21 protein-coding genes are annotated in these 26402 nt (G+C 66.3%); 13 read left to right on the top strand and 8 right to left on the bottom strand.

Translation table 11 applies throughout. The annotated features are described in order from the left end of the window. Window positions 1-12 precede the first annotated feature (12 nt). The 4 genes from HLH45_RS05205 (at window position 13) to HLH45_RS05190 (ending at window position 6370) form a co-directional block, all read left to right on the top strand. Complete coding sequence (locus tag HLH45_RS05205; RefSeq protein ID WP_011345838.1) at window positions 13-912, top strand: DUF58 domain-containing protein; 900 nt, start codon at window positions 13-15, stop codon at window positions 910-912. Window positions 913-955: 43 nt separating this feature from the next. Next, window positions 956-2155: an N-terminal double-transmembrane domain-containing protein gene (locus HLH45_RS05200; RefSeq protein ID WP_046932064.1), complete on the top strand. Its 1200-nt coding sequence runs from the start codon at window positions 956-958 to the stop codon at window positions 2153-2155. Further along, complete coding sequence (locus HLH45_RS05195) at window positions 2152-4431, top strand: hypothetical protein (RefSeq protein WP_046932028.1); 2280 nt, start codon at window positions 2152-2154, stop codon at window positions 4429-4431. The genes HLH45_RS05200 and HLH45_RS05195 overlap by 4 nt, the downstream gene beginning before the upstream one ends. Before the next feature lie 157 nt (window positions 4432-4588). Next, complete coding sequence (locus HLH45_RS05190) at window positions 4589-6370, top strand: carboxypeptidase-like regulatory domain-containing protein (RefSeq protein WP_046932030.1); 1782 nt, start codon at window positions 4589-4591, stop codon at window positions 6368-6370. Window positions 6371-6629: 259 nt separating this feature from the next. On the opposite strand, the gene HLH45_RS05185 is transcribed toward HLH45_RS05190, so the two are convergent. Both HLH45_RS05185 and HLH45_RS05180 read right to left on the bottom strand, forming a co-directional pair. After that, complete coding sequence (locus HLH45_RS05185; protein ID WP_008577860.1) at window positions 6630-7286, bottom strand: DUF938 domain-containing protein; 657 nt, start codon at window positions 7284-7286, stop codon at window positions 6630-6632. A gap of 195 nt (window positions 7287-7481) precedes the next feature. Further along, window positions 7482-8276, bottom strand: coding sequence for an EcsC family protein (locus tag HLH45_RS05180; protein ID WP_017157982.1), 795 nt, complete (start codon window positions 8274-8276; stop codon window positions 7482-7484). 170 nt (window positions 8277-8446) lie between these two features. Between HLH45_RS05180 and HLH45_RS05175 the strand changes: the two genes are divergently transcribed. After that, window positions 8447-8920 carry an SRPBCC family protein gene (locus HLH45_RS05175; RefSeq protein WP_008577858.1) on the top strand — a complete coding sequence of 158 codons (474 nt, stop codon included), beginning with the start codon at window positions 8447-8449 and terminating at the stop codon, window positions 8918-8920. Between the two features lie 342 nt (window positions 8921-9262). Here the strand turns inward: HLH45_RS05175 and proP are convergent, their stop codons facing one another. The 5 genes from proP to HLH45_RS05150 all read right to left on the bottom strand — a co-directional run bounded on the left by proP (window position 9263) and on the right by HLH45_RS05150 (window position 16865). Continuing rightward, window positions 9263-10753, bottom strand: coding sequence for a glycine betaine/L-proline transporter ProP (gene proP, locus HLH45_RS05170; RefSeq protein WP_008577857.1), 1491 nt, complete (start codon window positions 10751-10753; stop codon window positions 9263-9265). Between the two features lie 532 nt (window positions 10754-11285). Beyond that, window positions 11286-11615 (bottom strand): thioredoxin family protein, encoded by a 330-nt coding sequence (locus tag HLH45_RS05165; protein WP_008577855.1) that lies wholly within the window; start codon window positions 11613-11615, stop codon window positions 11286-11288. A 20-nt stretch (window positions 11616-11635) separates the two neighbouring features. Further along, entirely contained in the window at window positions 11636-12034 is a 399-nt protein-coding gene (locus HLH45_RS05160; RefSeq protein WP_008577854.1) for a host attachment family protein, read from the bottom strand. A gap of 381 nt (window positions 12035-12415) precedes the next feature. After that, on the bottom strand, window positions 12416-16138 hold the full coding sequence (locus HLH45_RS05155; protein ID WP_046932065.1) for a M48 family metallopeptidase: 3723 nt from the start codon (window positions 16136-16138) through the stop codon (window positions 12416-12418). Between the two features lie 283 nt (window positions 16139-16421). Beyond that, entirely contained in the window at window positions 16422-16865 is a 444-nt protein-coding gene (locus HLH45_RS05150; protein ID WP_008573866.1) for an NUDIX domain-containing protein, read from the bottom strand. Window positions 16866-17123: 258 nt separating this feature from the next. Between HLH45_RS05150 and HLH45_RS05145 the strand changes: the two genes are divergently transcribed. From HLH45_RS05145 to HLH45_RS05135, 3 genes are all read left to right on the top strand, one after another. Continuing rightward, window positions 17124-17780 (top strand): SDR family oxidoreductase, encoded by a 657-nt coding sequence (locus tag HLH45_RS05145; protein ID WP_031420512.1) that lies wholly within the window; start codon window positions 17124-17126, stop codon window positions 17778-17780. A 109-nt stretch (window positions 17781-17889) separates the two neighbouring features. Beyond that, a complete protein-coding gene (locus HLH45_RS05140; protein ID WP_008573870.1) occupies window positions 17890-18960 on the top strand; it encodes a M4 family metallopeptidase in 1071 nt (356 codons plus the stop codon). After that, window positions 18957-19268 (top strand): protealysin inhibitor emfourin, encoded by a 312-nt coding sequence (locus tag HLH45_RS05135; protein ID WP_005917446.1) that lies wholly within the window; start codon window positions 18957-18959, stop codon window positions 19266-19268. Before HLH45_RS05140 ends, HLH45_RS05135 begins: the two co-directional genes overlap by 4 nt. A gap of 300 nt (window positions 19269-19568) precedes the next feature. Here the strand turns inward: HLH45_RS05135 and HLH45_RS05130 are convergent, their stop codons facing one another. Further along, window positions 19569-20099 (bottom strand): SRPBCC family protein, encoded by a 531-nt coding sequence (locus tag HLH45_RS05130; RefSeq protein ID WP_033478951.1) that lies wholly within the window; start codon window positions 20097-20099, stop codon window positions 19569-19571. Between the two features lie 214 nt (window positions 20100-20313). Here HLH45_RS05130 and HLH45_RS05125 point away from each other — a divergent pair, with 214 nt between their 5' ends. The 5 genes from HLH45_RS05125 to HLH45_RS05105 all read left to right on the top strand — a co-directional run bounded on the left by HLH45_RS05125 (window position 20314) and on the right by HLH45_RS05105 (window position 26183). Beyond that, window positions 20314-21489: an HDOD domain-containing protein gene (locus HLH45_RS05125; RefSeq protein WP_008575251.1), complete on the top strand. Its 1176-nt coding sequence runs from the start codon at window positions 20314-20316 to the stop codon at window positions 21487-21489. A gap of 240 nt (window positions 21490-21729) precedes the next feature. Beyond that, complete coding sequence (locus tag HLH45_RS05120) at window positions 21730-21918, top strand: CsbD family protein (protein ID WP_008575250.1); 189 nt, start codon at window positions 21730-21732, stop codon at window positions 21916-21918. Window positions 21919-22869: 951 nt separating this feature from the next. Next, window positions 22870-23517 carry a hypothetical protein gene (locus HLH45_RS05115; RefSeq protein WP_074053288.1) on the top strand — a complete coding sequence of 216 codons (648 nt, stop codon included), beginning with the start codon at window positions 22870-22872 and terminating at the stop codon, window positions 23515-23517. A 117-nt stretch (window positions 23518-23634) separates the two neighbouring features. Then, window positions 23635-24273 carry a hypothetical protein gene (locus tag HLH45_RS05110; protein ID WP_031420504.1) on the top strand — a complete coding sequence of 213 codons (639 nt, stop codon included), beginning with the start codon at window positions 23635-23637 and terminating at the stop codon, window positions 24271-24273. Between the two features lie 77 nt (window positions 24274-24350). Beyond that, window positions 24351-26183 carry an XVIPCD domain-containing protein gene (locus tag HLH45_RS05105; protein ID WP_033478803.1) on the top strand — a complete coding sequence of 611 codons (1833 nt, stop codon included), beginning with the start codon at window positions 24351-24353 and terminating at the stop codon, window positions 26181-26183. The last annotated feature ends 219 nt before the right edge of the window (window positions 26184-26402 follow it).

Here is a 26402-nt window from a genome sequence, read left to right as displayed (position 1 = left end):
GCGTCGCGCGGCGTGAGTGTGGACGTGCCGGCATTAATTCCCAGCGACGTACGCAGCCGCCTGCGTGGCCTGCAGCTGCGCGCGCGTCATGCACAGGGTGCGCACGGCATCGGCCAACATGCCAGCCGTAGCCGCGGCGCTGGACTGGAATTTGCGCAATACCGCGCCTACGAACCGGGCGATGCGCTGCGCCAGATCGACTGGAAACTCTACGCGCGCTCGGACCGCTTCTTCGTGCGCGAAGCCGAGCGCGAAAGCCCGCTCACGCTGTGGTTATTGCTCGACGCCACTGCGTCTGCCGGCCAGGCCGATCACGCGCGCCCCGGCAGCACGCGGCTTCAAACAATGGCGATGCTGGCGGCCTGCGCTGCAGAGATCGCGCTGCAGCAGGGCGATCAGGTCGGCCTGTTTGCGGTACACGGCGGCGGGCTGGTGGCAGTGCCGGCCGGTGGCGGTCCGCGGCAGCGCGACCGGCTATGGCTGGCCCTGCATGGACTGCGCGCCGGTGGGCGTTGGCCGGGCATGGCCGCCGTGCGCCCGTTGTGGGAACGCATCGCCACGCATGCGCTGGTGCTGTCGATCGGCGATGGCTTCGACGAAGACCTCAACGCTGCACTGGAAAAACTCGCCGCCGCACGCCGCCAGGTCATGCAACTGCAGGTGCTGACCTGCGACGAACGCGATTTCAGTTTCAGCGGCGGGCACCGGTTTCGCGACCCGGAAACCGGCGAACAATTGCTGGGCGATGGCGCGGCGATGCGCGCCGATTATCTGCAACGCTTCGGCGCGGCACAGCGCGCGCAGCAGGCGCGCTGGCAGGCCGCCGGCATCACGCACGCAGTGCAGTATCTGGACGCAGCACCCGACGCGGTATTGCGCCGGTTGTTTGGATCCGAAGGTGCGCAGCGATGAGTTGGCCGTTCGGCCGCGACCACGCCGCCAGGCGGGTGCCGCGATGAACCTGCTGTTGCTTTTCCCTACGGGACTGGCCGCGTTGGCCGCGTTGCTGCTGCCGCTGCTGATCCATCTGGCCCGGCGCAGCGAACACCGGCCGACCGACTTCGCCGCGTTGCGCTGGTTGCGTGCGCTGCCGCGCCCACGCCACCGCGTGCGTCTGGACGAATGGCCGCTGCTGCTGGCGCGCTTGTTGCTGCTGGTTGCGGTGGCGCTGCTGCTGGCCGAACCGGCCGTGCGCGATCACGACGATGCACGCCCACGCATTGCGCTCAGCCCGGGAGTCGATGTGGCCGCCGCACGCCAGCTGCGCCACGCCGCGAACGCGCAATGGGTATGGCTGGCGCCGGGTTTCCCGCCGGTCGATGCAGATGCGGATGCCGATACCCACAAGACACTCGCTAGGCCTGCAGGCGCGACGCAACCGGTCTCCAGCCTGTTGCGCGAGCTCGATGCCAGCCTGCCGGCGGATGCGGCGCTCAGCGTGATCGTGCCGGCCCAGTGGGGCCCGCTGGATGCGCAACGGCTGCAGCTGTCGCATCAGGTGCGGTGGCAGGTCGTGCCCGGCCAGTCGCCGCTTGCGGCGCCCGCCGCTGCCGCGCCGCTGCGCCTGCAGGCGATTGCCGACGACAGCGCCGCGCCGGCCCTGCGCTATCTGCGCGGCGTGCATGCCGCCTGGGCGCTGCCGGGCAGCTTGCCGATAAGCACGCCGGCCAACGCGCAGCCTTCGCGCTGGGGTCCCGGCACCGTGGTGGCGTGGCTGTCGCGCAGTGCCCCGCCGGCGCCGGTGATGGCCTGGGTCGCAGCCGGTGGGCAGTTGCTGGTGGATGCGCAGACACCTCTCCCGCCCAACCTCGCCGCGCTGCTGCAGCCCGTGCAACAGACCGCCTCTGGCGCGCCATGGCTCGATACCGCAGCGCTCGGCCGCGGACGCGTGCTGCGCTGGGCCGCACCATTGCAACCGCAGCAACTGCCGGCGCTGCTGGATGCCGACTTCCCCACCCGCCTGCACGACGCCCTGCAGCCAGCACCCACACCGCAGCGCGCACTGGCGCAGACCCAGCACCCGCAGCGCGGTGCCGCCGCCCGCCTGACGACCACCCCGCGACCGCTGGCGCCGTGGCTGATCGGCCTGGTGCTGCTGCTGTTCGCGCTCGAACGCTGGCTGGCCACCGTGCCGCGCCGGGCCACTCCCGCATGAGCACGCCGGCACTGCAGCGGGCGTGGCAGGCGGCACGGCGGCGACAGGCCGCAGGCGTGCTGCTGTTCGGGCTGCCGTGGGCAGCGCTGCCGGCGGCGCTGGCGTGGCGCGCCGGTGCGCAGGTCGCCATCGTGGTGCTGCTGCTTCTGGGCCTGCTGGCACTGGGCGGCGCGGCGCTGCTGGCCGCGCGGCGTCTCGACCAGGCCTGGCTGATCCGCCGGCTGGACCGCGATGCAGATCTGGAGGACAGCAGCGATTTGCTGTTCGCACCGATCGCTCAACTCGGTCCGCTGCAGGCCCTGCAACGGCAACGGCTGGAGCAGCGTCTGCGCAGCACCCCGCGCGATCTGCGCCCGGCCTGGCCGTGGCGCCGCGCCTGGCCCTGGAGCGTGCTGGGTGTGCTCGCCTGCGGTGCGCTGCTGCTGTGGCCGCAACCGGCCACCCAACGCACCCCGCCAACCGACCGCGTTGCCGCCGCGCGTGACAGCAGTGGCGCCCCCACGCTGCGGCAGGCGCAGCTACGCAGCAGCCCGCCGGCCTACACCGGTCTGCCGGCCGCGCGCCTGCCCGGCCTGGATGCGAAGGTGCCGGCCGGCACCCGGCTGAACTGGCAACTGCAGGTCAGCCCGGCGCCGCGCAGCGTGGCCCTGCGGCTTACCGACGGCCACACCGTCGCGCTGGCGCGAGAAGGCAGCAGCGAGACGTGGCAAGGCCATTGGGTCGCCGAGCGCGCCACCCTGTACCGCATCCTCATCGACGGCGCGCCGGCCGACCGCCAGCTGCATCGGCTGGACGTGCTGCCCGACCGCCCACCGCAGGTGCGTGTGCTCGCCCCCGAACAGAGCCTGGTGCTGTGGTCCCCGGCCAACCGCAGCTGGACGCTACGTTTCGAAGCCAGCGACGACTACGCCGTGGCCGCCAGCGCCGAGCTGCGCCTCACCCTGGCCCAGGGCAGCGGCGAGAACATCACCTTCAGCACCCAGCGCCACACGCTCACCGGCAGCGGCCCGGCCCGGCAACGCGGCTTCGCCACCACCGTGCAGCCGCAGGCACTGGGCATGGCCGCGGGCGACGACCTGATTGCCCAGCTCATCGTCCACGACACCCGCCAGCCCGGCCCGCAGGAAGGCCGCAGCGCCAGTGTGATCCTGCGCTTGCCACCGCCCGAACAGACCATGGCCGCCGGGATGGAAGCCAGCGTCAAGCAGACCTTGCCCGCCTACTTCCGCAGCCAGCGCCAGATCATCATCGACGCGCAGGCACTGCTGAAGGAGAAACCGCGCCTGGACGCGGCCAGCTTCCTCAAGCGCTCCGATGCCATCGGGGTGGACCAGCGCCTGTTGCGGCTGCGCTATGGCCAATTCCTCGGCGAAGAGAGCGAAGGCGCGCCGCAAGGTCCGCCGACTGCCGACGCGCCACCCACCAGCGACGCCCCGGCCGACGATTTACCCACCGCCGACATGCCCACCGCCGATGCGCCAAGCGCGCCGGCCGCTGCTTCGGACACGCACGCCGCGCATGACCACGACGCTCACGATCACGCTCACGCCGCCCACGCCAGCGAGCCCGGCGCCGCCGCACTGGACGACCACGACCACGACCATGGCGGCAGCGACGGCCGGCCCGAGCGCAGCAGCTTCGGCCAGGCAGAGAACGTGCTGGCCGAATTCGGCCATACCCACGACCACGCCGAAGCCGCCACCCTGCTCGACCCGCAAACCCGCGCCCTGCTGCGCGCCGCGCTGGACCAGATGTGGCAATCCGAAGGCGAGCTGCGCCAGGGCCACCCCGAGCGCGCGCTGCCGTACGCCAACAAGGCGCTGGGCTTCATCAAACAGGTGCAGCAGGCCGAACGCATCTACCTGGCGCGCGTGGGCACGCAGTTGCCGCCGATCGACCCCAGCCGGCGGCTGAGCGGCGATCGCGCCGGCCTGGGCGACCGTGCCGCCGGGTTGGACACCCGCCCGGCCCCGGACCCGTCCGCGCTGCAGCTGTGGGACGCGTTGGGCGAGGCAGCCCCGGTGCCCGACGCCACCCTGGCCTGCTACGCGCAGTGGCTGCAGACCCAGCAAGGCCGCCTGCACGACCCGCTGGGCCTGGCCGCCGCCGTGGAAACCCTGCGCACCGAACCCGATTGCGCGCGCTGCCGCACCCAGCTGCGCGCCCAGGTCTGGCGCACCCTGCTCGCCCCGCCGGCAGCACCGCATCGCCGCGACGCGCCCGACCCGCGCGGCCAGCGCTATCTGGATGCGCTGCGGCAGGAGATGCAGCCGTGAGTCCCGCCCTGATCCGCCTGCTCCCGGTGCACCGCTCGATCGGACCGAGGTGGTCTGTAGACCTGGCAGCAGGCGGTCCGCTGTCGTGCGCGCGGACCGCATCGCCAAGGCTGTACGGCGGGCGCTTTCAGGATGCATTGCGCCCGGAGCACCAACCATGACGCCCTCCTTGCCCTGGTTGGTCGGTGCGGCATTGCTGCTGATCGCCGTCATCGGCTGCGTGCGCCTGCTGCGGGCGCACCACCGGCAGCCGTATGCGCGCACCCGGCTCTGGCTGCTGCTCGCCGCCCAACCATTGCTCGCGGCACTGCTCTATCCGGTGCTGCTGCCCCCGCCGCGCGCCGGTACCGGTGGGGAACTGCATGTCGCCACCGCCAGCACCGCCGCCGGGCAGATCTCCACCGGCGACCTCGCGCGCTGGGTCGCCCTGCCCGAGGCGCCCGCATTACCCGGCGTGATGCGCGTGCCGGACCTGGCCACCGCACTGCGGCGCGCACCCGGCACCACGGCGCTGGTGGTGCATGGCAGCGGCCTGCCCGCGCGCGACCGTGAGGGCCTGAACATTCCGCTGCGGCTGAAGCTCAGCCCCGCCCCACGCGGCGTGGTCGCGGTCTCGCCCCCACCGCCAGTCGCCCCGGGCGACACCATTGCGGTGTCTGCGCAGGTGCAGGGCCTTCCCGACGCGCGCGTGGAACTGCTCGATCCGGCCGGGCAGGTGGTGGACAGCGCCGTGGCCGACCGCGCCGGCCGCGTGCGCCTGCGCGGCCTGGCGCGCGCGCCGGGCCAGGTGCTGTTCGCCGTGCGTGCACGCGATGCCGCCGGTGCAGAACGCAGCCGCGTGGAGGTACCGGTGCTGATCGCTGCCATGGCGCCGATGCGCGTGCTGCTCCTGGCCGGCGCGCCGCAGCCGGAGCTGAAATACCTGCGCCGCTGGGCCAGCGATGCCGGGCTGGACGTGCGTAGCCAGATCGCGGTCGGCGCTGGCGTGCAACTCGGCGAGGGCGCCGCGCTGGATGCGGCCAGCCTGGACCGGCTGGACCTGCTGATCGTCGACCCGCGCCGCCTGGTCGCACTGGGTGCTGCGCAGCGCCAGACCTTACGCGCCGCGATCCAGCGCGGCCTGGGTGTCTTGGTGCGCACCGACGGGCCGCTGGACGCCAACACCCGCGCTGCGCTGGCCGCGCTCGGCCTCGGCGTCAGCGGCGGCAGCACCAGCAGCCCGGTGCCCGCACCGCAGCGACTCTCGCCGCCGGCCGCGCCCGCGAATCCTGCCGGCGGCCCCGGCGACGCCCTGACGCTGGCGCCGCTGCAACGTCGCGACCTGCAACCGCAAGCCACCGACGCCCTGGTCGCCGCCCGCGCCGACGATGGCAGCGCCCTGGGCTGGTGGCGGGCCCAGGGCCGCGGGCGCATCGGCATCGGCCTGGTGGAAGACAGCTTCGCGCTGGTGCTGGCCGGCCGCAGCGATCTGCACGCCGCGCTCTGGGCGCAGTTGTCCGGCGCCGTCGCCCGCCCGGGCGGTGCGATGCCCACCCCGGTGCAGGAAGGCTGGTCGCAACACCGCATGCCGCTGTGCGACCTGCACGCCGACGCCTGGGTGACCGACCCTGACCGGGCTCGCCACCCATTACTGCCGGAACGCAACGGCAATGGGCCGCGTTGCGCCGGCTACTGGCCGGCAACCCCCGGCTGGCATCGCCTGGAGAGCGGCAACACCCAACGCTGGCTCCATGTCCGCGCGCCCAATGAAGCGCCGGCCCTGTACGCACAGCAAAGCCGCCTCGCCACCATCGCCCTGGCGGCCGGCGCTGCCTCCGCACCCATTGCACACCCTGCTACCCAACCCGGCGCGCGCTGGCCGTGGCTGCTGGTCTGGCTCGGCGCGGCCGCCGCGTTGTGGTGGTTTGAGCGAAAGCGACCTTCGCAACGGGTGCCGTAACAAGCGCTTGAACGACCTAGGAAAGGCGGCGTTGCAGATCGACGTTGCCAAGGGCGGAATGGCCCGCTGCACAGAGTCGCGCGTGGTCTTGAATCCCGCGGTGCGATTCGCAGCAGACGGCTCACCGGTGCGTCATTTGCGCCTCGCGACGCAGCACGCGTTGGATTCCACACGCAAATGCGCAGGCTTGTCGCTACACGGTGAGACTTCGCGCCGAACCAACAACATGCCCATCAAGTCCGCCCAGCAGTGCCGGTGATTAACTCGCCGCCGTCAGGCGCCGCCACACCCGGCAATGATTGTTCGCCGGCAAGGCCACGTCATCGATCAACTGCAACCCCACCGATGCCGCCAACGCATCCACCGCTTCGGCATCGCGAATACCCGAGGCAGGGTCGCGCTCGCGCAGCATGGTGTCGAAGGCGCGATTGCTGTCGCTGGTGAATTGCCCATCGCGGTTGAACGGCCCGTAGATCGCCAGCACCGCATCGGGCGCCATCACCGCGGGCAATCCGGCGAACAAGGCCTGCACCTGCAGCCAGCCCATAATGTGCAAGGTATTGGCGCTGTAGATCGCATCGAAGCCGCGCTGGCCGCCACGCAGCACCGGCAGGCTGGGCGGCGGTGCGAGCCCGGGCGTGGGCGTGGGCACGGCCTGCAGTGCAATCGGTGGCGGCGTGTTCGGCAGCGCCGCCTCGTCCAGCCATTGCCGCATGCCGGCAAGATGATCGAGGTGATCGCTGGCCTGCCACTGCAACCATGGCATCGCCGCAGCGAAATGCACTGCGTGTTGCCCGGTGCCCGCACCGATTTCCAGCACCTGCTGCCGGTCGGCGAAATGCGTGCGCAGTACCTCGAGAATGGGGTCGCGGTTGCGCGCGGACGCTGGCGAAAACGGTTTGGGCATCATCGGCATCTGTCGTGGTTGCGGCGATTATCGCGCCCAAGCATCGCTTGGCGGCAACCGTTCGGTGAACCGGATGCCGCGGCCCTTCGCCCGCAGCGCGTTTCGTTGCGTTGCGTTGCGTTGGGCCAGCGTCACCCGTGGCTGCGACACCTACTGCACGATGACCTTGCAGTCATCTGCGACCTTCGCATGCAGCGGCACGCATCACCGCGGCGGCGGCAATGCCTCGTACGCGCGCCGCACCGCATCTTCGCCGAAGCGACGCTCCAGCCGACGCACGATGAAATGTCCGCGCGCCATCGCCTGGAAGTGGCGCATGAACACGGTATTGAGCGTGGCGCCGCTGACTGCGCCGACCAGCGGCACTGCCTGCACGGCGAGTTTTTCGCCCACGTTGACCGAAAATTTCGCCGCGATGCGCGAGACCAGCGAGACCAACGCCGGTGCGCCCTTGCTGGCAAAACCGTGCGCGGCCACGTAGCTGGCCGCCGCACTCAATTGCTGCGCCATCGCCGCACGTACTGCGAAGTAGCCGGATTCGGCGCCGTCGTCGCTGGCGCTGCGCCCACCATGCGCCAGCACTTCCAGGCACGCCAGCGCGGTGTCCGGGTCGTGCAGCGACTCGCCTTCGGCACGGGCGATATCGGCGATGGAGCGCAGCATCACCGTGGTGGTCACCGGCAGCTCCACCATCAAGCCCGGCAGGCCGAAAAACCCGCCTGCACCGCCGGAAACCGCCACCGCCAGCGTATGCCGCGTCGTGGATGCCGGTTGCTGCGCATCGGCCTTGCCGCGCAGGCTCAGCAACGCCGACTTCATCGCAACCTGCAGCGCGCGACGGGTCACGCCGTCGATGCTGCGGGTGACCACCTTGGGAAGCCGTTTGGTGATCAGGCTCTCGATCGGCGCGCCCAGCGCATTGGCCAGTTGCGCTGCCACGCCGGGGTTTTCCAGCAATGCGTGGGCCGTGGCCAGATCGCGCTGCGCGGCAGCGTCCATCACCGGTATCGGAAGCGTCGTCATGCCTGCTCATCATGGTTGGGACCTGGCCGATGGTACCCAGCGCGATGTGAGTGCCGCACAAGCGAACCGGACCCTGTTGGGCCTGCAGCGCAATTGGCTGTTAAAATGCGGCAATCATCGGCGTCCAAGCAGCGAATGCTCACCAGATGAATTGCGAGATCCGCCACAGCATCGTCATTGCCGCCGCGCCGGAAGTGGTCTGCGCCGCGTTGTCCGAGCCCAGGCAGCTTGCGCGTTGGTGGACCCGTGAAGTGAGCCTGGCCGACGATCTGGTGCGCCTGGACTGGAGCCGGCAGGGCTGGCGTGTGGAACTGAGCATCGACGAAGGCGCCGATCACCAACTGGTGTGCTGGCGCTGCCACGACTCCAACATGCTCGACACCGACGCCTGGAAAGGCACGGTGATGCGCTTTGAGCTGCGCTCCATCAGCCAGGGCACGCAGGTGGATTTCGTGCAGTCCGGGTATCGCGATTCGCCGTGCAAGGAGGCCTGCGCGCGTGGCTGGCGTTTCTTTCTCGGCAGCAGCCTCAAACGCTATGTGGAAACCGGCGAAGGCGCGCCATCGGCCGATATGCGCATGCCCGTGTTGCCAGAGCACAACCCGTACACCGCACGCTAAAGGCAGCAGCGGCGAACTGCAGCATCGTGCAACGCGCTGCGTCGATCACGGGCAACAGCATGTGGACCTGAAACTTGGCGAAGCGAAGTTTCCACCCATCCTGTGCGTGACGAACAAGCACAGCCAACACCGCTGCTACGCAAACCGCCAAGCGGTTGCTGGCGACGGTTTGCTAGCCCGCCGACCGTCACCTTCGAAGGTTCCGGCCGTCGCCTGCCTTCACATTGGCGGCGATGCGCAGCGTCATCGCCCGCATCGCCTCTGGCGTGATCTCACCGGTTGCTGCAACAGCACCACATGCGCCTGAAGCCACAAATGCATGCCATGCGAATCGCCGACAACTCACGCCGTGCGCGGTTGGCCCATCGACGCTGTGGTGGTGACCGGCAATTGCGCATCCACCGTCACCGGGCTGTCGGCCTGCAGCAAGGCGCGCGCTTCGGCATCGCTGGCCACCGCCGGCGGCGAGCCGCGTAGCGGCAATCCCGCGGTTTCGCGCACGAACAGCATCGTCACCAGGCCGATCGCTGCCGCACCCATCAGGTAGTACGCCGGCACCAGCGGGTCGCCGGTACGCTCCACCAGCCAGGCGGTGACCAGCGGCGTGGTGCCACCGAACAACGACACCGACACGTTGAAGGCAATCGACAACGCGCTGTAGCGCACCGGCGTGTAGAACAGCGCCGGCAAGGTGGACGGCATCGAGCTGGTGAAGCACACCAAGGCCAGGCCAAGCAGCATCAGCCCGGCGAAGATCAGCCCGTCGTTGCCGCTACCGACCAGCAACAGGCACGGGATCGCCAACGCAAACAGCGCGATGCAGGCACCGATGATCATCGGCCGCCGGCCCAGTTTGTCGCTGAACATGCCGCCGACGATGTTGAGCGGCATCATCACCAGCATCACCAGGATGATCAGCAACAAGCCCTTGCTCTCGGCGTAACCCATCGTGACGCTGAGATAGCTGGGCATGTAGGTCAGCAGCATGTAGTCGGTGACGTTGAATACCAGCACCAGGCCCACGCACTTGAGCAGTTGCGGCCAATGCAGGCGCAGCAGCGTGGTCAGGCCCTGCGCGGCGGTCTGCCGTTCGCGCTGCTCGGATTGTTCGGTATAGGCGCGAAATGCCGGGGTCTCTTCCAGCTTCATGCGCATGTACAGGCCCAGCAACCCCAACGGCCCGGCGATCAGGAACGGCACGCGCCAGCCCCAATCGAGCATCTGCGCCGGAGTCACGCTCATGTGCAAGGCGGTCACGGTGGCGGCGCCGGCGATGTAGCCACCCAGCGTGCCGAACTCCAGCCAGCTGCCCATCAGGCCGCGATTGCGATCGGTGGCGTATTCGGCAATGAAGGTGGCCGCGCCACCGTATTCGCCGCCGGTGGAAAATCCCTGCAGCAAGCGCGCCAGCAACAGCAGTGCAGGCGCCCATAAGCCAATGCGCTCGTAAGCTGGAATCAGGCCGATACTGAAGGTGCCCAGCGCCATCAGGATCATCGTGGCGGCCAGGACTTTCTGGCGCCCGTAACGGTCGCCGAGCGGTCCGAAGACCATGCCGCCGATCGGCCGCACCAGAAAGGCCACGGTGAAGGTGGCGAAGGTCGCGATCAATTGTGCGGTGGGGCTACTTGCCGGGAAGAACACCTGGCCCAGCGTCACCGCCAAATAGCCGTATACGCCGAAGTCGAACCACTCCATTGCATTACCGAGCGCCGCAGCGCCGACGGCCTTGCGCAGCATGCTGCGGTCCACCACGGTGACGTCATCCAGTTGCAGCTGGCGGCGGCGTTTGAACCAGCCAAAGTGCGAACGCATCGCGCGGGCATCGTGCATCTATGGTCTCCGTAAGTTGCGCCCGGGATATCTCGTCGGGCGCAGGCCGTCGCTACCCACACGCCCTGGCAACGCACAGGACACGGCACATCACGCAAGTACGGCAACGCATTGCACTTAGATGACACCGGAGGCATTCCCGGACGGCCGCGTGGATTCAACGACGCTGCGGGACAGACGACCAAGGGATGGGCATTGCCCAAGGGCTTGATCAGTGCGCTATGTTACTACAGCCGGCCGATCGATGCAGGCGCGACGGCGCCAGGCGCGCAAAACACCTTGTTTTCTGGCCGATTCATCTGCACTGGTGCGCGATGCGTACGCGCCCGTCCGCTGTGTACGCATCCGCTGCGACGATGTCGCGCACGCCCTGCGTGACGCAGCACCTGCAGCAGCACGATGCATCGCAAGCCCGCTTTTTACAGAGAATGAAAACCTGCTGCGCCTGCGTCAGACGACCGCACGCCAACGTTCGTCAGCGATGCTCAGCGCCGTGCAAGCGCATCTCAAGGCGATGCGATGTTGCGTGCAATCAGGCTGCATCCAGCAGCGACAACAGGTCTTGCAGGTCCTCACGCGTTTGCGGTCTGACTGCGCGTGCCAGTTCCTGCCCGTCGCGCAGCAGGATAATGGTGGGCCACAGTTTGACGCGAAAAGAGCGGCCCAGCGGCCGCCCTTTCCCGTCTTCGATCTTGCGGTAGTCGATCGCTTCGTATCCGCCCAACAGCTTTTGCAGCAGCGGCTGCGCGGCAATGCAGTGGCCGCACCAGTCGGTACCGAATTCCAGAACCTGCAAACCGGTCTGTGCCTCCACTGCGCTGCGTTCCGGGGCCTGGGAGGCGTACTGGCGAACGAAGCCCATCGTCTGGATGCTCCGCTTGATTACGACAAGGCGCGCTGGATATCTTCCAGCGGCAGGTTGGTCAGATCCTTGGCCAGGTCGCCCACCAGGCGCTGCTGGGTTTCCTTGTGCAGCAACGGGCGCACGCGGCCCAAGGTGGTCGGGTCGGCCACCAGCACCAGGTGCGTGTACTCGTGCTTCAAGGCGCCATCGTTCAAGGCGTGCGAGAGCTGCTTGGCAAATGTCATTTCGTCCAGGTCTGTTTCGGTGAGATCTTGCGGCGCCTTGCCGGCCGGGCCGTCGTCATCGACGTTCTGCACGTCGGTGCGCGCGTGCTGGCGCAACACCACCTTGGATTCGTTGCCGGTGTTGGTGAACCAGCGGGCTTCGCCGCCGTCGGCCACCACTACCAAGGCGCCCTGAGGAATTTGCAGACTCATCCCATTTCTCCTGGTCGATGTTGACGCTGCCACTGCAGCGCCAGTCGATCTCAACCTAGGCGAGAAGATGTAAGGATTGCGCCTAGCCGGTGTCAGCAGCGCGTTAGGGCTGCGCGTCGAACTTCGGCAACGGCAGCTGCGCTGCCTGCTGAAAAAAACGCGATGGCGCGTAGCGCCTGCTGGCTTTTTCCGTGGGGCGTGGGAAATGGAAGCTGTGCCGCGGCCGGCCCGCACCCGCACGGCGGCGAGCGCAGGTGTTGTTCGTTGCTGGGCATCCGCTCGGCAACGCGGCGTCATCGCGTGCGCTACGCCGGCAGTGTCCGAGCGAGGGACGTGGCGCCCTCACCTGAGCGATTGCATCGTCGTACACCGGGCACTGCATCAGCCCAGATAGGGGCGCTCGCTGGCAAACAACAGCTGCTGGGCGCCACGCCGCCATGCATCCGGGCAGCGCTGGCCCAGTAGGACCGCCGCCATCGTGTAGGCCAGGCCGCGGCCGACCAGGCTCACGCCGCCCAACGCCGCTTCGGCCTGCTGCTGGCTGCCGCCGGCCTGTACCGCGTCGAAGAACCGGGCGATGTAGGCGCCATCTTCGCCGGTCCCTTGCAGGGTTGCCGCACGCAACGCATCCGTCTGCCAGCCCTCGCGCGCGGCCAGTGCCCAGGCGCTCGGTGCAGTGATCGGGTCGAGCCCGGCGCTTTCGGGTAGCACGCGTGCCTGCTGCAGCAATGCGGCGCTGGCGCCATGGGACGCGGCCGCGAGCCGGACGATGCGCGCCTGCACGTCGGCATCGGCGGCCGCCTCTGTCACTGCCGTGTCCAGTTGCCCGTGGGCCAGGGCGTAATAGCTGTGGTACGGCGTGCCCTGGGTGCGCTCACCGCCCTCCAGTGCCACGATCGATGCCAGTGATGGCGACTGCTGCGCCATGCCTGGCAGGTCCGTCGCCAGGCCGCGGTAGCGCTGCAAACGCGCCAGCAGCGGCAGCACTTCATCGGCCAGTGCCGGCGCGCGCGCTGCCTGTTCGTACAGCGCCTGGGCTTGCGGCAGATGCAGCTGACCGACCTGCACGGCCGCTGCAGCGCGCTGCAGCCACGGGTCATTCGGCCAGCGCGCCTGTGCGGCGACAAACGCCTGGTCGCGTTCGGGGGTATCGCTGCGGCAGCGGATCGCCGCGTACTGCAATGCAGGCGCATCCGGATGCGCCTGCGCAGCGGTAGTCTGCTGGCCGCACACCTGCGCCCGTTGCTCGGGCGTGGCGATGTCCTGCTGCATCCGCAGCGCCACCACGTCTTGCCGGTTGCGCTGCAGGCGCTCGGTCAAAATGGCGGGCAAGGCCTGTGGCGCTGCGCTGCGCAATTGCTCCATCCACTGCTCCAGATACGCCGAGTCCGCAGCGTCCCAGCGCGCATGCGCGGTGATCAGCGCCAGATCGCGCTCCGGTCCCAGCTCGCCCAACAGCTCGTGGGGCGAACGCCCGGACACGGCCGTGAGCACGTCGCGGTACTGGCCGCCCTTGCCGCTGACCTTCTGCGGCGGCTCGCTGAAGATGTCCTGCGCCTGGGTGCGTTCCCAGCGTGTGGTGCTCAGACTGCGCGTGGTGTCTTCGCTGGCCGAGCCGTAGCTGGCACGCCAGTTCAGCAGCAGCGCGGCACCGGCCACGTTGTAGGCGAACTGGCCGCCGTGGCCGCCGCTGGGCGCATCGAAACGTTCGATCGCCGCGCCGTCGGCGGTGCGGGTTTCCACGTGATGGGTCGAACGCTCTGACAGGCGAAACACATGGCGCTCATTGGCCGGGATGGTGGCCGACTGCCCGTCGATGGCCACCGTCACGGTCTGCTGCAAACCGTTGTAGGCGACCACTTCGGCCATGCCCACCGCGCCGCCGGCCCACAACACGCCAGCCACGATCGATGCGGCCACCGCCACCCGCGCCACCGACGGAAACACGCCGTCGGCGGCCAGAAAGCGCTGCCACAGGTTCTGCCGCAGATCGCGTTGGCGCATCTCGCCCGGCAGGCGGATCGGGTAGTCGGTCGGTGCCGCCGGAGGGGTACCGTCGGTTGGCGAGGTGTCGCCGCTGCGCAGTCGCTCGGCCACGGCGTTTTCTGCACGCAGCAACTCTTCCAGGCTGGCATCGCGCAATGTGCCCAGGGCGTCCAGGGTGACTTGCACCCAGCTGCCGGCGGCCTTCATCCAGGCATTGATGTTGTTCTCGTCGGCCTCGACCAGACCAAATTCCGGCAGGCACTGCGACCACTGCGGCTTGCCCAGTGCCTGCGCCAGCGGCGCGTTCATCTGCACCTGGCCGGCTTGCGCATACACCTGACCCAGCGCGCGTTGCACCTGATTGCAGGCCGCCACCAGCTTGCGCAATTCCTTGGACGAGACGCGGCCATCGGCGATCACGCTCTGGAAGGTCTGCAGGTACAGCAGATTGGCGTCTTCCAGATCGGCGATGGTGTGGTCGGTGTAATGCAGCACGGCCAGATAGCCACGCAGCAGCGCCGGCCAGCCGCCGCCGATACGGTTGGCTGCCGCCAGGTGCACGCTGCGGCAACGTTGATCATGGCCGCTGACGCGCGCACGCAGCACCCGCAGCTCGTCGTCCAGCTCGGCGATCACCGCCGGCAGCTGCGTGCGCGACAACGTGGTGCCCTTCCAGGTCACCACCCCGCCGGCGGCGCGCAACCCGCCATCCATCAGGCCTTGCAAGGTGGCGCGTTGGCGCTCGCGCTCGCGCAGTTGTTCGATCGCCTGGCCATCGTCGGGCAGGTACAGGCCGTCCAGCGCCTGCAGCAGGTCGCCGGACGGCAGCGGCGTGGCATACAGCTCGTCCAGGGTGCGCGCGGTACGCGTGCACGAGCGCCCCAGGTACAGCCCTTGGTAGCGCCGCGACAACGACAACGCGGCGAAGTCGCGTTCCAACTGCTCCAGCGAAACGGCAGTGTCCACGCAGGTGGGCGCCTGGCCGTTGAACATGCCCAGCGAGACGCGTTCACGCAGCGCCTGGGCGTCATGCAGCAGCTCCATGGCCGGGCGCGCATCGATGGGGCAGGCGATGTAGCGGCGCTTGAGATTCTCCTCGCGTGCGGCGCTGGGCGGATGCGTGGCCCACATCTGCGAGGGCTGTGCGATTTCGCCATGAAACAGCCGGTGCATCGGCGCTGTCTCGGTCGGTACCGCCGGCACCGCCCCATGGCCGGGGTCGTTCAACACCACGCGCATGTGTTCGATGATGCGCGACTGGATGGCGAACAGATCCTTGACCGGGCGGTCCTGGGCGAATTCGCGCGCGGCAAAGCGCAGCGCGCGCTGGAAGCCGTCATCGGCCGCTTCCAGCTTGTGCAGTGCATGCACCAGCGCATCGCTGCCGGTGAGCGATGCGGCGACCAGATCGGCCTGGTATTCCATCTCGCGCGAAAGTGCGCGCTGCGCCAGTACCACGCCGCGGAAGGCGATTTCGACCAGCGAGCGGATCGACCACACGATCAACGACAGCCCCCAGCCGATCCACGCCACGCGCAGGTCGATGCGCGACAGCGTGGCCAGTATGCGGTCCAGCGCATCGCGCTTGCCCACGATGTGCGCGGCAATCTGCTGGGCGATATACACCCAACGGCCGACCGCCATGGTGCGCTGGGCGAAATGCCCGAATTCATGGGCCAGCACCGCCTTCAATTCGCCCAGGTTGAGCACATTGACCAGGCCCAGCCCGATATCCAGATTCTTGCGCGAGGGCAGCAGCAGATTGATCAGCGACAGGTCGTAGAACACCCCGGCGTTGACCTGCGCCGACAGGTACACCTTGTGCGGGCGCGGTGCCCCGGCATCGTCGGCCAGCCGGTACAGGAAGGCGAACAGCGCCGGCTGCTCGGCGGGGGTGAGTTCCAGCGCGCGGGTGTCGCGTTCGGCGCGCTTGTTGAACACCAGCGCCTTGGCCATGAACACCGCCAGAAACGCCGCGCCGGCGGCCACCACCCATTGCCAGAATGCCTGCTCGCCACCGGAGCCCTGCAGCAAGCCGGCGACCAGCCGGTAGGCGGTCCAGCCGAACCACACCAGCAAGCCCAGGTACACGGCGATGAAACCGCCCAGGCCGAGCATGGCCAGCCAGGCGTTGCGACGATAGTTGCTGCTGGGCGCAGTGAGCTGTTCCGGCACCACGGCCGGGCCTTGCGGATAGAGCGATTCCATTCGTGTCCCCTGATGAGTGGCCGGGCGCCACGCAGTCGTTCGGCATCCCGGCCGTGCGATTCGATCCGCCGGGCGCGCTGTCCCCTCGCCCCGGCAGCGCAGAAAATAGCCGAGCGCGGCGACAAAATCCATGTGACCTGCGCGGCGCAGCACATGCCCGCCGCACGAGAGCCGCAGCGCGGCTGTCAGGCAGTCATGCCCGGGCTGCGGCGTGCTCGGCCTGCACCTGCTGCACCGCCTGCATGGCCGAGCGGGTCAGTGGCGTGGGCAGGGCATCGAGTGCGAACCAGCCGAGTTCCAGCAGCACCTGCGGTTCGCGCAGCACCGCCTGTTCCGGGCCCTGGATGCTGGCCAGATACACCGGCGCCACCCAATGCTGCGGCGGGTCCATGTCCGGCTCGAAGTGGCTGACCACGCAGAGCACGCGCTGCGGGTGCACCTGCAGGCCGGTTTCTTCGAGCACTTCGCGCACCACCGTGGCTTCCACGGTTTCCATCCAGTCCACCTTGCCGCCGGGCAGCCCCCAATGGCCTTGCTCGGGCGCACGCCCGCGCAGCACCAGCAACAGGCGGCCATCGGCGCGCTGGATGAAGGCACCGCAGCCAACGCGCGGGCGTAACTCGGAAGACATCGGCATCAGCAACTCTCGCAGACTCTGGCCCGTCAGTGTCCTAGATGTGGTGGCTGCGGGGAATGCTGGCCGGAATGTTCGATCGCCACGCCTTGGCACTGAGGAGCGCCATCCAGGAAGCAGCGGCGGCAGCGCGCAACTGCGGAAGGCATGCGCTTATCGCGGTATGGCAGTGCCGGTGCGCGATTACACCGCCTTAGCACCGCATTGGCGAGGATGGCCGCCTTTCCGCGCCATGTCGGCGCGCAGCTGTTGGAGAGGTACATGTCTCGAATTCTCGTCATCGGTGGCCACGGCAAGGTGGCGCGCCTGCTCACGCCGCTGTTGGTGCAAGGCGGGCATCAGGTCACCGCGCTGTTCCGCAACCCTGCACACGAAGACGACGTGATGGCCGATGGCGCCACGCCGGTGGTGTTCGATATCGAACACGCACAGACCGATGCCATCGCCGCGCAACTGGCCGGTCACGATGCGGTGGTGTGGTCGGCCGGGGCGGGCGGCGGCGAGGCGGCGCGCACCTACGCGGTGGATCGCGATGCGGCCATTCGCTCCATGCATGCGGCCGAGCAGGCGCGCGTGCGGCGCTATGTGATGGTGTCCTATCTCGGCGCAGGGCTGGAACACGGCATCGGGCCGGACGATGCCTTCTTCGCCTATGCGCAGGCCAAGGCCGCTGCCGATGCGCACCTGCGCAGTACCACGCTGGACTGGACCGTGCTCGGCCCCGGCCGGCTCACCCTGGACCCGCCCTCGGGCCGCATCACCCGCGACCCGGGCAGCGATGCCGAAGGCGGCGTCTCGCGTGCCAACGTGGCGCAGGTGATCGCCGCCGCACTGGCAACGCCGGGCAGCATCGGCAAAACGATCGGCTTTATCGACGGGCAGACCCCCATTGCGCAGGCGCTGTCGCAGCTGGAATGAACGCAACACCCCATGCGATCCGCACTGCACGCGGCCACCGGCGCCGGCTAACGAATTCCTAAAGCCGGCGCCCGCATAGTCGCTGGCGCAGCCATTGTGGAGGTCGCTTATGTCCGCGTTTGTCAGCGCGCGCCGCGCCGGGATCCTGCCGCCGTATCTGCTCGAACATGTGGCGCAGGCTGCGCCCGCACACGCGCGCCAGTGCGCGCTGCTTTCGCGGCAAATCACCGCCCAGCTACGGCAGCAGCGCGCACTGGGGCTGCTGGCACGCGCCGATGCGCCGGCGGCAGATGCCAAGGCGCAACAGACCGCCCCGGCGGTGCAGCGGCGCATCTACGATGCCCAGCAAGGCACCGCCCTGCCCGGCACCCTGGTGCGTGACGAAGGTGCCGCCGCCACCCAGGACGTGGCGGTGACCGAAGCCTACGACTACCTGGGCGCGACCCACGATTTTTTCCAGACCGTGTACGGGCGCAATTCGATCGACGCGGCGGGCATGCCGCTGATCGGCAGCGTGCATTACGAGCGCGGCTACGACAACGCGTTCTGGAACGGCGAGCAGATGGTGTTCGGCGACGGCGACGGCGAGGTGTTCAACCGCTTCACCATCGCCCTGGATGTGGTCGGGCACGAGCTCACCCACGGCGTCACCGAGCGCACCGCCAACCTGATCTACCAAGGCCAGTCCGGTGCCTTGAACGAATCGATTTCGGACGTGTTCGGCGTGCTGATCAAGCAGTACACGCTGCGCCAGAGCGCCGACCAGGCCGACTGGATCATCGGCGCCGGCTTGCTGATGCCCGGCATCAAGGGCGTGGGCCTGCGCTCGATGCAGGCGCCCGGCAGTGCGTACGATGACCCGGCCCTGGGCAAGGACCCGCAGCCGGCGACCATGGCCGGCTATGTCGACACGCAAGAGGACGATGGCGGCGTGCACTACAACTCCGGCATTCCCAATCACGCGTTCTATCGGGCCGCCGTCGCGATCGGTGGGGCGGCGTGGGAGAAGACCGGGCGCATCTGGTATCGCGCGCTCACCGGTGGCGAGCTGGCCGCCGGCGCGGACTTCGCCACCTTCGCCGCGCTGACCGTCGAGGTGGCCAGCGCCGAGTACGGCGCCAACAGCAGCGAAACCGCAGCAGTGCAGCAAGCCTGGCGCGACGTGGGCGTGCTCGCATGAGCCCACAACGGCCACCGGTGGAAACCGGCGTGACCTTGCGACTGGCGCGCGAAGGCGGGGTGGCGGCGTTTCCGGCCATGCGCCGCGAGCGCCAGTTGGCGATGGATGCGCTGGACGATGCGCAGCGGGTGCGACTGCGCAGCGTGCTGGATCAGTGCATGGCGCACGCGTTGCCGGCGCCGCAGGCCGGCGGTGGCGATCGCCGCTATTTCAGCATCGTCTGGGATGGCGCCAGCGAGCCGCTGCGCATCCCCGAAGAACATGCACCTGCGGAAATCGTGCAGCTGTGGAAGCAGGGCACGCTGTAGCGCAGGTCGATGGCCGCAATGTGACCTGGAAGGCACCGCTCTACAGCGGCGCGTGCGATGCGCGGCATTGGCTTCTTACCCAAACGAAGACACCGCGCGGTGCGCGGTGTCTGTCGGTGAGCGAATGTGGTCCAACTGCGGATGCCTGCACCCTTTAAGCTGCCTAGATGCTCTAGGGCTGCACAGCTGGTGATGCATAGTGGCGCGCGCCGCGTTAGCGCGACGTGCAGCGCAGCCGTCAGTCTGAAGACATGCCTCTCATCGCTGCACTGCACCAAGCACGCGGTACGCGGCAGCCGATCAATTCTCCGGATGCGCTTCCACCAGATGCGCCAACAGCATCAACGAATCCTGCCAACCCAGGTAGCAGGCGTGTAGCGGAATCTGCGCGGGAATGCCTTCCTGCACCACGTGCAGATCGGTACCGCACGGCAGCGTATGCAACTGCACCGTGGTGACCATGGTGCTAGGCAGCGAGGGGTCGTCGAACGCATCGTCGTAGCGCAACAGCACGTTGGGTTGCAGCTCGCGGTAGGTGCCGCCGAACGCGTGGCGCTGGCCATTGGCGAAATTGGTGAACGCCATGCGGAAGGTGCCGCCGACATGCGCATGCAAATGCTCCACGGTGCAGGTGAAGCCATTGGGCGGCAGCCACTTGGCCACCGCATCGGCTTGGAGGAAGGCGCGATAGATCCGCTCGGGGCTGGCACGTATGACGCGGTGGAGCGTGACGGTGGACATGGGCACTCGCTTGGGCAGAGAACGTCTCTGCATGCTAGCCATGAACCGGCCGTTGCACATCATCGGCAGGCCATGGCCCGCGTGCGCCACTATCGCGCACGGGCGGGGGCGGCTCGGCGAGGTATGAGCTGCTGCCTGCTGCACGCACTGCGTTGCCCCAGCCCGCAACGACGCGACGTTGGCCTTGCTACATGTGCGCGCCAGCCTGGCCGACCGTCCGACGGCAATGCCCAGCGACACACGCTCGCATTGCCGCCGCGACCGGCTTCGCGGATAGTCGCCGCACTGATCGGACGATTTTTCCATGATGCTCGTCACTGTGTTGCTGCTCGCCGCCGGACTGCTAGGTGCCGTTGTGCTCGCCGGAGGTCTGTGGTGGTTGCTGGCGCGACGCCGCGACGCCAAGGCCGATGACATCGCGACGCCGTCGGCAAGCAATGCGTCCACAGCACATGCGTCGCCCTCGCCCTCGCCGATTGCACCGGCACCATCGCCTGTCGCGCCGCTGCAGCAGCCCGTGCCGCCGCCCGCTGCGCAGACGTTGCAAATCGAACCGCCGCCGATGCGCCCGCTGTTGCGGCGCATGTATGCGGCGGTGATGGCCACGCCATCGCTGGCCGAGGGCACGCTGCCCACCGACCCCGCCCAGGCCGAGGTGTTGGCCGCCGTCGCCGCCGCGCTCGAACAAGTCGACCTGCGGCCGCAATTGCTGCCGCGTCGCCCGCACCTGTTGCCGCAGCTGATGCGTGCGGTAAACGACCCCGATGCCTCCGGCCGCGGCATCGCCGCGATCATTGCGCAGGACCCCGCGTTGGCAGCCAACTTGCTGCGCATCGCCAACAGTGCGCTGTACCGCCCGCAAGGCGGCCCGCTGGAAAGCCTGGAGCGCGCGGTCGTGCATATCGGCACCGAAGGCGTGCGCCAGATCGTCGCCGCCGCCGTCATGCAGCCGGTGCTGAGCCTGGATGGCGGGCTGTACTCACGCCTGCCTGCCGCCGTGTGGGATTACGCCCTGCGCACCGCCACCGCCGCAGCCGCCTATCTGCGCGAACGCGGCGGCGACACCTTGTCCGGTCAACTCGCCGGCTTGCTGCAGGGCCTGGGCGCGATCGTGATCCTGCGCGTCCTGCGCGACACCTACGCCGAGCGCCGCGGCGTGCCCTACAACCTGGAGGTAGCCGCCGCCCTGGTCGAACGCCATACCGCCGCCGTGGCCAAGACCATTGCCACCGCCTGGGACCTGCCGCCACAACTCGGCACCGCGCTGGACGAACAGCGCCCCGAACACGACACCAGCCTGCTCGCCACCCCGCTCGGCCTGGCATTGCGCTACGGCCGCCTCGCCGCCGCCCTGGCCATGCTCGCCCGCCACGGTGCCGAGCACGAAGACCACGCGCTCGGCATCCTGGCCACCCTGCAGCCGGACAGCGACGCCAACGCCGCACTGTGGCAGCGGCTGGTGGCAGCGAGCGTAGAGTGAGTTGCAGTAACGCTACGGCCGTTGCTTACCGCAGCATCCCAGCGTCAATCAGCCGATGACCATGTCCACTGCATGCCTTGAAGATTCGGCTCAGCCAGGCCCTGCTGGCTGAATGCGGCTGGCGCGAATGTAGTAACGCAACTAGTGCATTCGCAACCGGGGCATCCGGACGCAAGCGCACATCATGCTCACGCCGGCACGCACAGACTGGACGGGTTCCCCAAACGACGAGAAACATCCATGGATAAGAATCGTATCGACGGTGCCGCCAAGCAGGTCAAGGGCTCGGTCAAGGAAGCCATCGGCCGCGTCACTGGCGACAAGAGCACCGAACTGGAAGGCGCCGCCGAAAAGAATGTTGGCAAGGTGCAGCGCAAGGCCGGCGAAGTTGCCGATGACGTGCGCGACGCTGTCAAATCGAATAAGTAAATCGGGTGCATGATCGGTAGGCGGATGCCTGCCGTGCTGTAAACCGCATCAGGACTATGCGTCGCGTACATCGCACGCAGTGATGTAGCGCAAGCAGCGCTCGATCACCAACGCCCCGACCTGGTCGGGGCGTTGGCGTTTTGGCACGCGGCGCTGACGCTGTATCGCGCGTATAGAACAGCAGGCTGGCGTGCATACCGAACCGGGTCTGAAGGTGGGTATGCATATTGGCGAGCGCCTTGCCAGCACCGGGACTATGGGGGCTACTCACTGATGGCAGCGCCTGGCGTGACGGATGCGAGACGGAAGGTAACCATCTCATCACCCGCGGCCGCGGCCGCAGCTTCGCTGCCTCACGCCAGCTGCTACACGGTGCAGCACGCGGCAATGCGAACCGCACCAATGCAGCAGCCTGGGCGAAGGCTTCCGCATTGCAGAAGACATCGGCACCTGCACCTACAAGCCCATGTACCGATGCCGATGCAGGATTCGTGGCGGCGCTGGAAGCGGCGCAGCGGCATGAGCGCGACAGGCATGCCGTCGAGGCGACGCGATGAGTGGTGACGTCGGCTGCTTTGAAGGGCATGAGTTAGAGCAAGCGATACCGTTTGGAAGCCACGCTTTTCGAAGAATCTGCCTGTTGACAACAAGAGTTAGTATCCCTAACTTCACCAGCATCCGAAAGACATCGGAGCTGTGGTTGATGGAAGACAGCAGAGAGGAACGCGTAGTGTTCCCGCAGGTGACGTGGCTGCTCAAGATCATCGCGACTTCGACCCGGGCCGATGACGTTATGTCAGGACGGATTCGAGATGGTATGCGTGCACCGATCTGCCGCTGAGTCACATGCTCAGTGGAGCAGCGATGCTATGAGTGAATCCTTTGCGCGGAAGTGATCCCGCGACCTGCCTTGCTCAAGTACGATGACCTGCCTACGTGTACGGATCGCGTATGAGACCCACCAAGGTTGCAATGTTCTCAGTTGCCATCCTCTGCGTAACTTCGCTATGTGCATGCGCACATACACTTGTTAAACCTACTTCGCCACTTCCAAAAAAGCCGCGTGCAATGACGACGCCTGATACTTCAATGGTCAACCCTACGCTCAGCGCTGTTGAGATTGGCGAAAGATTTTTGAAACTGCTGGGCGGGTTGGACTCCAGGAAAGATCTGACAGTCGATCGGGTCCGCGAAGTCACTGGCATTTCTCTGAAAAAAGTTTCCTTCCCCTCTGAGGCTCTTGAGTCGTATATCCACGGCCAAGCGCTTAGTAATGGCTGGAGCTACTTATTGGAGCTTACTCCCGAGTCTCGTGCTCTCAAGCAGGGCATTGGTCTGTCTTTTGTCAACGAGGATGAAGGATCTTCAAGTCTTCAAGATAACTGCGTCGATTTTAAGGAATACAAAAGTTCGCTTATTGAGTTGGGATTTGTGGATTCGCCCGTGCATGGTGAGATCGGCCAACTACAAAGCTGGCGGTTTGCTAGGTTCGCGAAAGACGGAAGCGGAAACGACATTGTGATTTCGCTCCTTCCTCAAAATGAAGTGCCAGGTTCTCCCGGCAGGCTATGTGTCAAATCAATTGGAACACTGAACTAACCAAGGACGGAAGCTGATGGCAACGCCTAGCCCGCAACTCGAAGCAGCTCTCGCCAGCTTTTCTACGTATGAATTCACACATTGTATGCTGCGTCTGTCACCCCTTAGGATCTGCCAATGCGCTTCCCCCGAGCAGCCCTGCTCTTCCTAACCGCACTCTGCGCACCTGCACTAAGTGCTTGTGCCCATGGACCACTGAAGCCGCTTCCGAAGGAGCACGCTGACATGACTTTGCCAGAGGCTGTCACCGCCAACAAAATTACGCTTAGCGCTGAAGAAATAGGCAATCGGTTCTTGAAACTGATCGAGGGGCTAGAGTCCCGTGATGACCTGAGTCCCGAACGTATTCGGGAAGTTATGGGGATCACTCTTAAGAAACCAGATCCAGCAGAGCTGTCAGTGGCGTACTGGAGCATCGATCTGCAAGATGGGTGGCGCTATGCATTTACCTATGTTCCAGAATCGCCCTCGCTTTTAAAAGGCGTGGACTTGACTTTTCAAAACGATAAAGACGATTGGTCTAATATGTCTGCTGTCTGCGGGCTTGATTTTGATCATTATGACAAGGCACTTAAAGCAATGGGCTTTAATGCCTCACCCACTTACGGACCGATTGGTCAGCTTGAGGATTGGCGTTACACAAAATTTGCAAAAGATGGAGTTGGTGGGGATATCGTTATTTCCGTTGTCCCGAGGAACATTGTGGTCCGTGAGCCTGGTCGACTTTGCGTCAAATCTATCGGTACGTTGAACTAATCAACAAGGAACGAAAGATGGCAGCCGTCAGCCCCCAACTCGAAGCAGCGCTTGCCCGTTTCTCAACTGATCCAAGTGTGACGCGGGATCAAGCACAGCAACTGCGCACGGCAATTATCTCCAACACAACGCTTCTTAAAGAGTTCGAGAAAGAGGCTAAACAAGGGCATTTGCAGGGATTTTCCTTACAGTCATCAGCTAATAGAGCCCCAAATTTAGTGGGCAGTTACGACATGCAAAGCGGAGTTATCACGCTCCCGACGGCAAGCTTTCAGCCAGCAGGCACAACTCCTAGTAGTGATTTAAAGGCTACGCTGCAAGTCCAACATATGACTCTGGTGTTTGCTCGGAGCACGTATCAAGATGTGGCCAGAGTCAGTCATCCTGTGACGCAGGATATGGTGGACAACTTGCAGTCCACGCTAAACAGATCACCGTTCCTTGCTGATCAGCTTAAGAAAGCGGCAACCACCGTCGATCCTTCGGATACATCAAGCCCGAAACGTGCACAACTTGAGAGCTTTGGATTTGTTGGACCGGGTGTCTCCGCCGGCGGGACCTATGATGGCAACAACAAGGTTATGAATTTGCCGCCGATTGGCTTGCAGACAGCATCTGCCAACAACCCTCAGGGCAGATTCTCTGAGAAAGATATGGTGTTCGTACTTGGGCATGAAATTCAACACAGCTTTAATCATGCGGATAAAACAAAAGCTACCGCCAACTTTCTGAATGATGTAAGGAGTCAGGCAATCGCCAAGACTCCTGTGCACGACTACACCAACGAGCTGCGTTCATATATCCAGTCGGGACGCGAGGACGAAGCGAAAGCAGAAATCGCGGGTTGGAATGCGTTACTCAGCCACGAAAGACAGTCTAATCCGACTGCCAATGGCCTTGATCTCATGTTAAACACCAAGAATGCGAGGACACTAGATTTCGTACACAGGGATCCGCTTACCACTAAGGCAGTGGCAAATCCTGGCCTCGGCTTCAATCAGGATGGCAGTTTGTCTCCAACGGTCAGCAACATCGCCGCAATGGGCCAGCATTACTTCGACCGTCCATCTCCCCTCTACGCGCAGCCAGGCCAGCACCCGGTAGGCCTCGGCGAGCACCGCAATCAAGCTGGCCAGCTGCAGCCCACTGCGGATTACACCAATTACTACGGCACCTGGGCTGTAGAGCAGATTCTGCAGGCCGAAGACCGTGCGAACGTGATGTATCAAGGTGCCCGGCCGCAGGTGACCATCGATATGGCAGCGCTGGGGCTCAAAGAACATTTGATCGAGAACGAAGGGCTCGACCGAGGCGTCAACAAGTCACCGTTTCCGTATCAGGACACAAGTACCAGGCCGTCCACGCTGCATCATTTCGACCATACCCAGGATGGAAGCGTCAGTCCCGCGCACGACCATACCTATGTTCCGGTCGTGCCCAGTGCGCCTGCTGCAACGGGTTCGCTTGGGCCGGACGATCCTGCGCACCCGGATCACCGCATGCTGGAGCAGATTCGCAGTGGCGTCCGCAAGATCGACGATAGCGTGGGCAAGCCGTACGACGACATGAGCGAGCGCGTCAGCCGTAGCCTGCTGGCCGTGTGCAAGGACAACCGCGAGGCCTACCCGGCTGCGGGGGATCGCTCGCTGGCAGACAATGCGTTGAGCCGCGTGGACCATGTTGTGATGGGCAAGACCGGCAACGTGTTTGCGGTAGAAGGGCGGCTGGATGACCCTGGGCACAAGCGTGTGCACGTGGAGATCGACCAGGCAATTCGCACCCCGGTGGAACAGTCGGACCAGAAACTCCTGGCGGCCAACCAAGCCATCGCGCAGGAAAGAGCCCTGACACAGCAGCAAGAGCTGGCACGTGGAATGAACGAGCCTAGCCAGGGCAGCCTGTCCCGCTAGATCGCACGCTTGCGGAGCACCACGACGCCATCAGGGCCCGATGGCGGTCTGCGTTGCATCACCTCACACCGCTTGATACACGCCAAACCCGCAGTACGCATATGCTAGTTGCGCACCGGCGCAGGGCGAGCGCTGTAACTTGACCCTAGCCACCACCGCCCGCACACTCCCGCTCGGAGCCTAGAAACTCCACACAGACAGCGGCACCCACCTCCGAGA

The organism is Xanthomonas euvesicatoria (genome assembly GCF_013112235.1).
Taxonomy (GTDB): Bacteria; Pseudomonadota; Gammaproteobacteria; order Xanthomonadales; family Xanthomonadaceae; genus Xanthomonas; species Xanthomonas euvesicatoria.
This window is presented reverse-complemented; position numbering and strand designations above follow the sequence as displayed.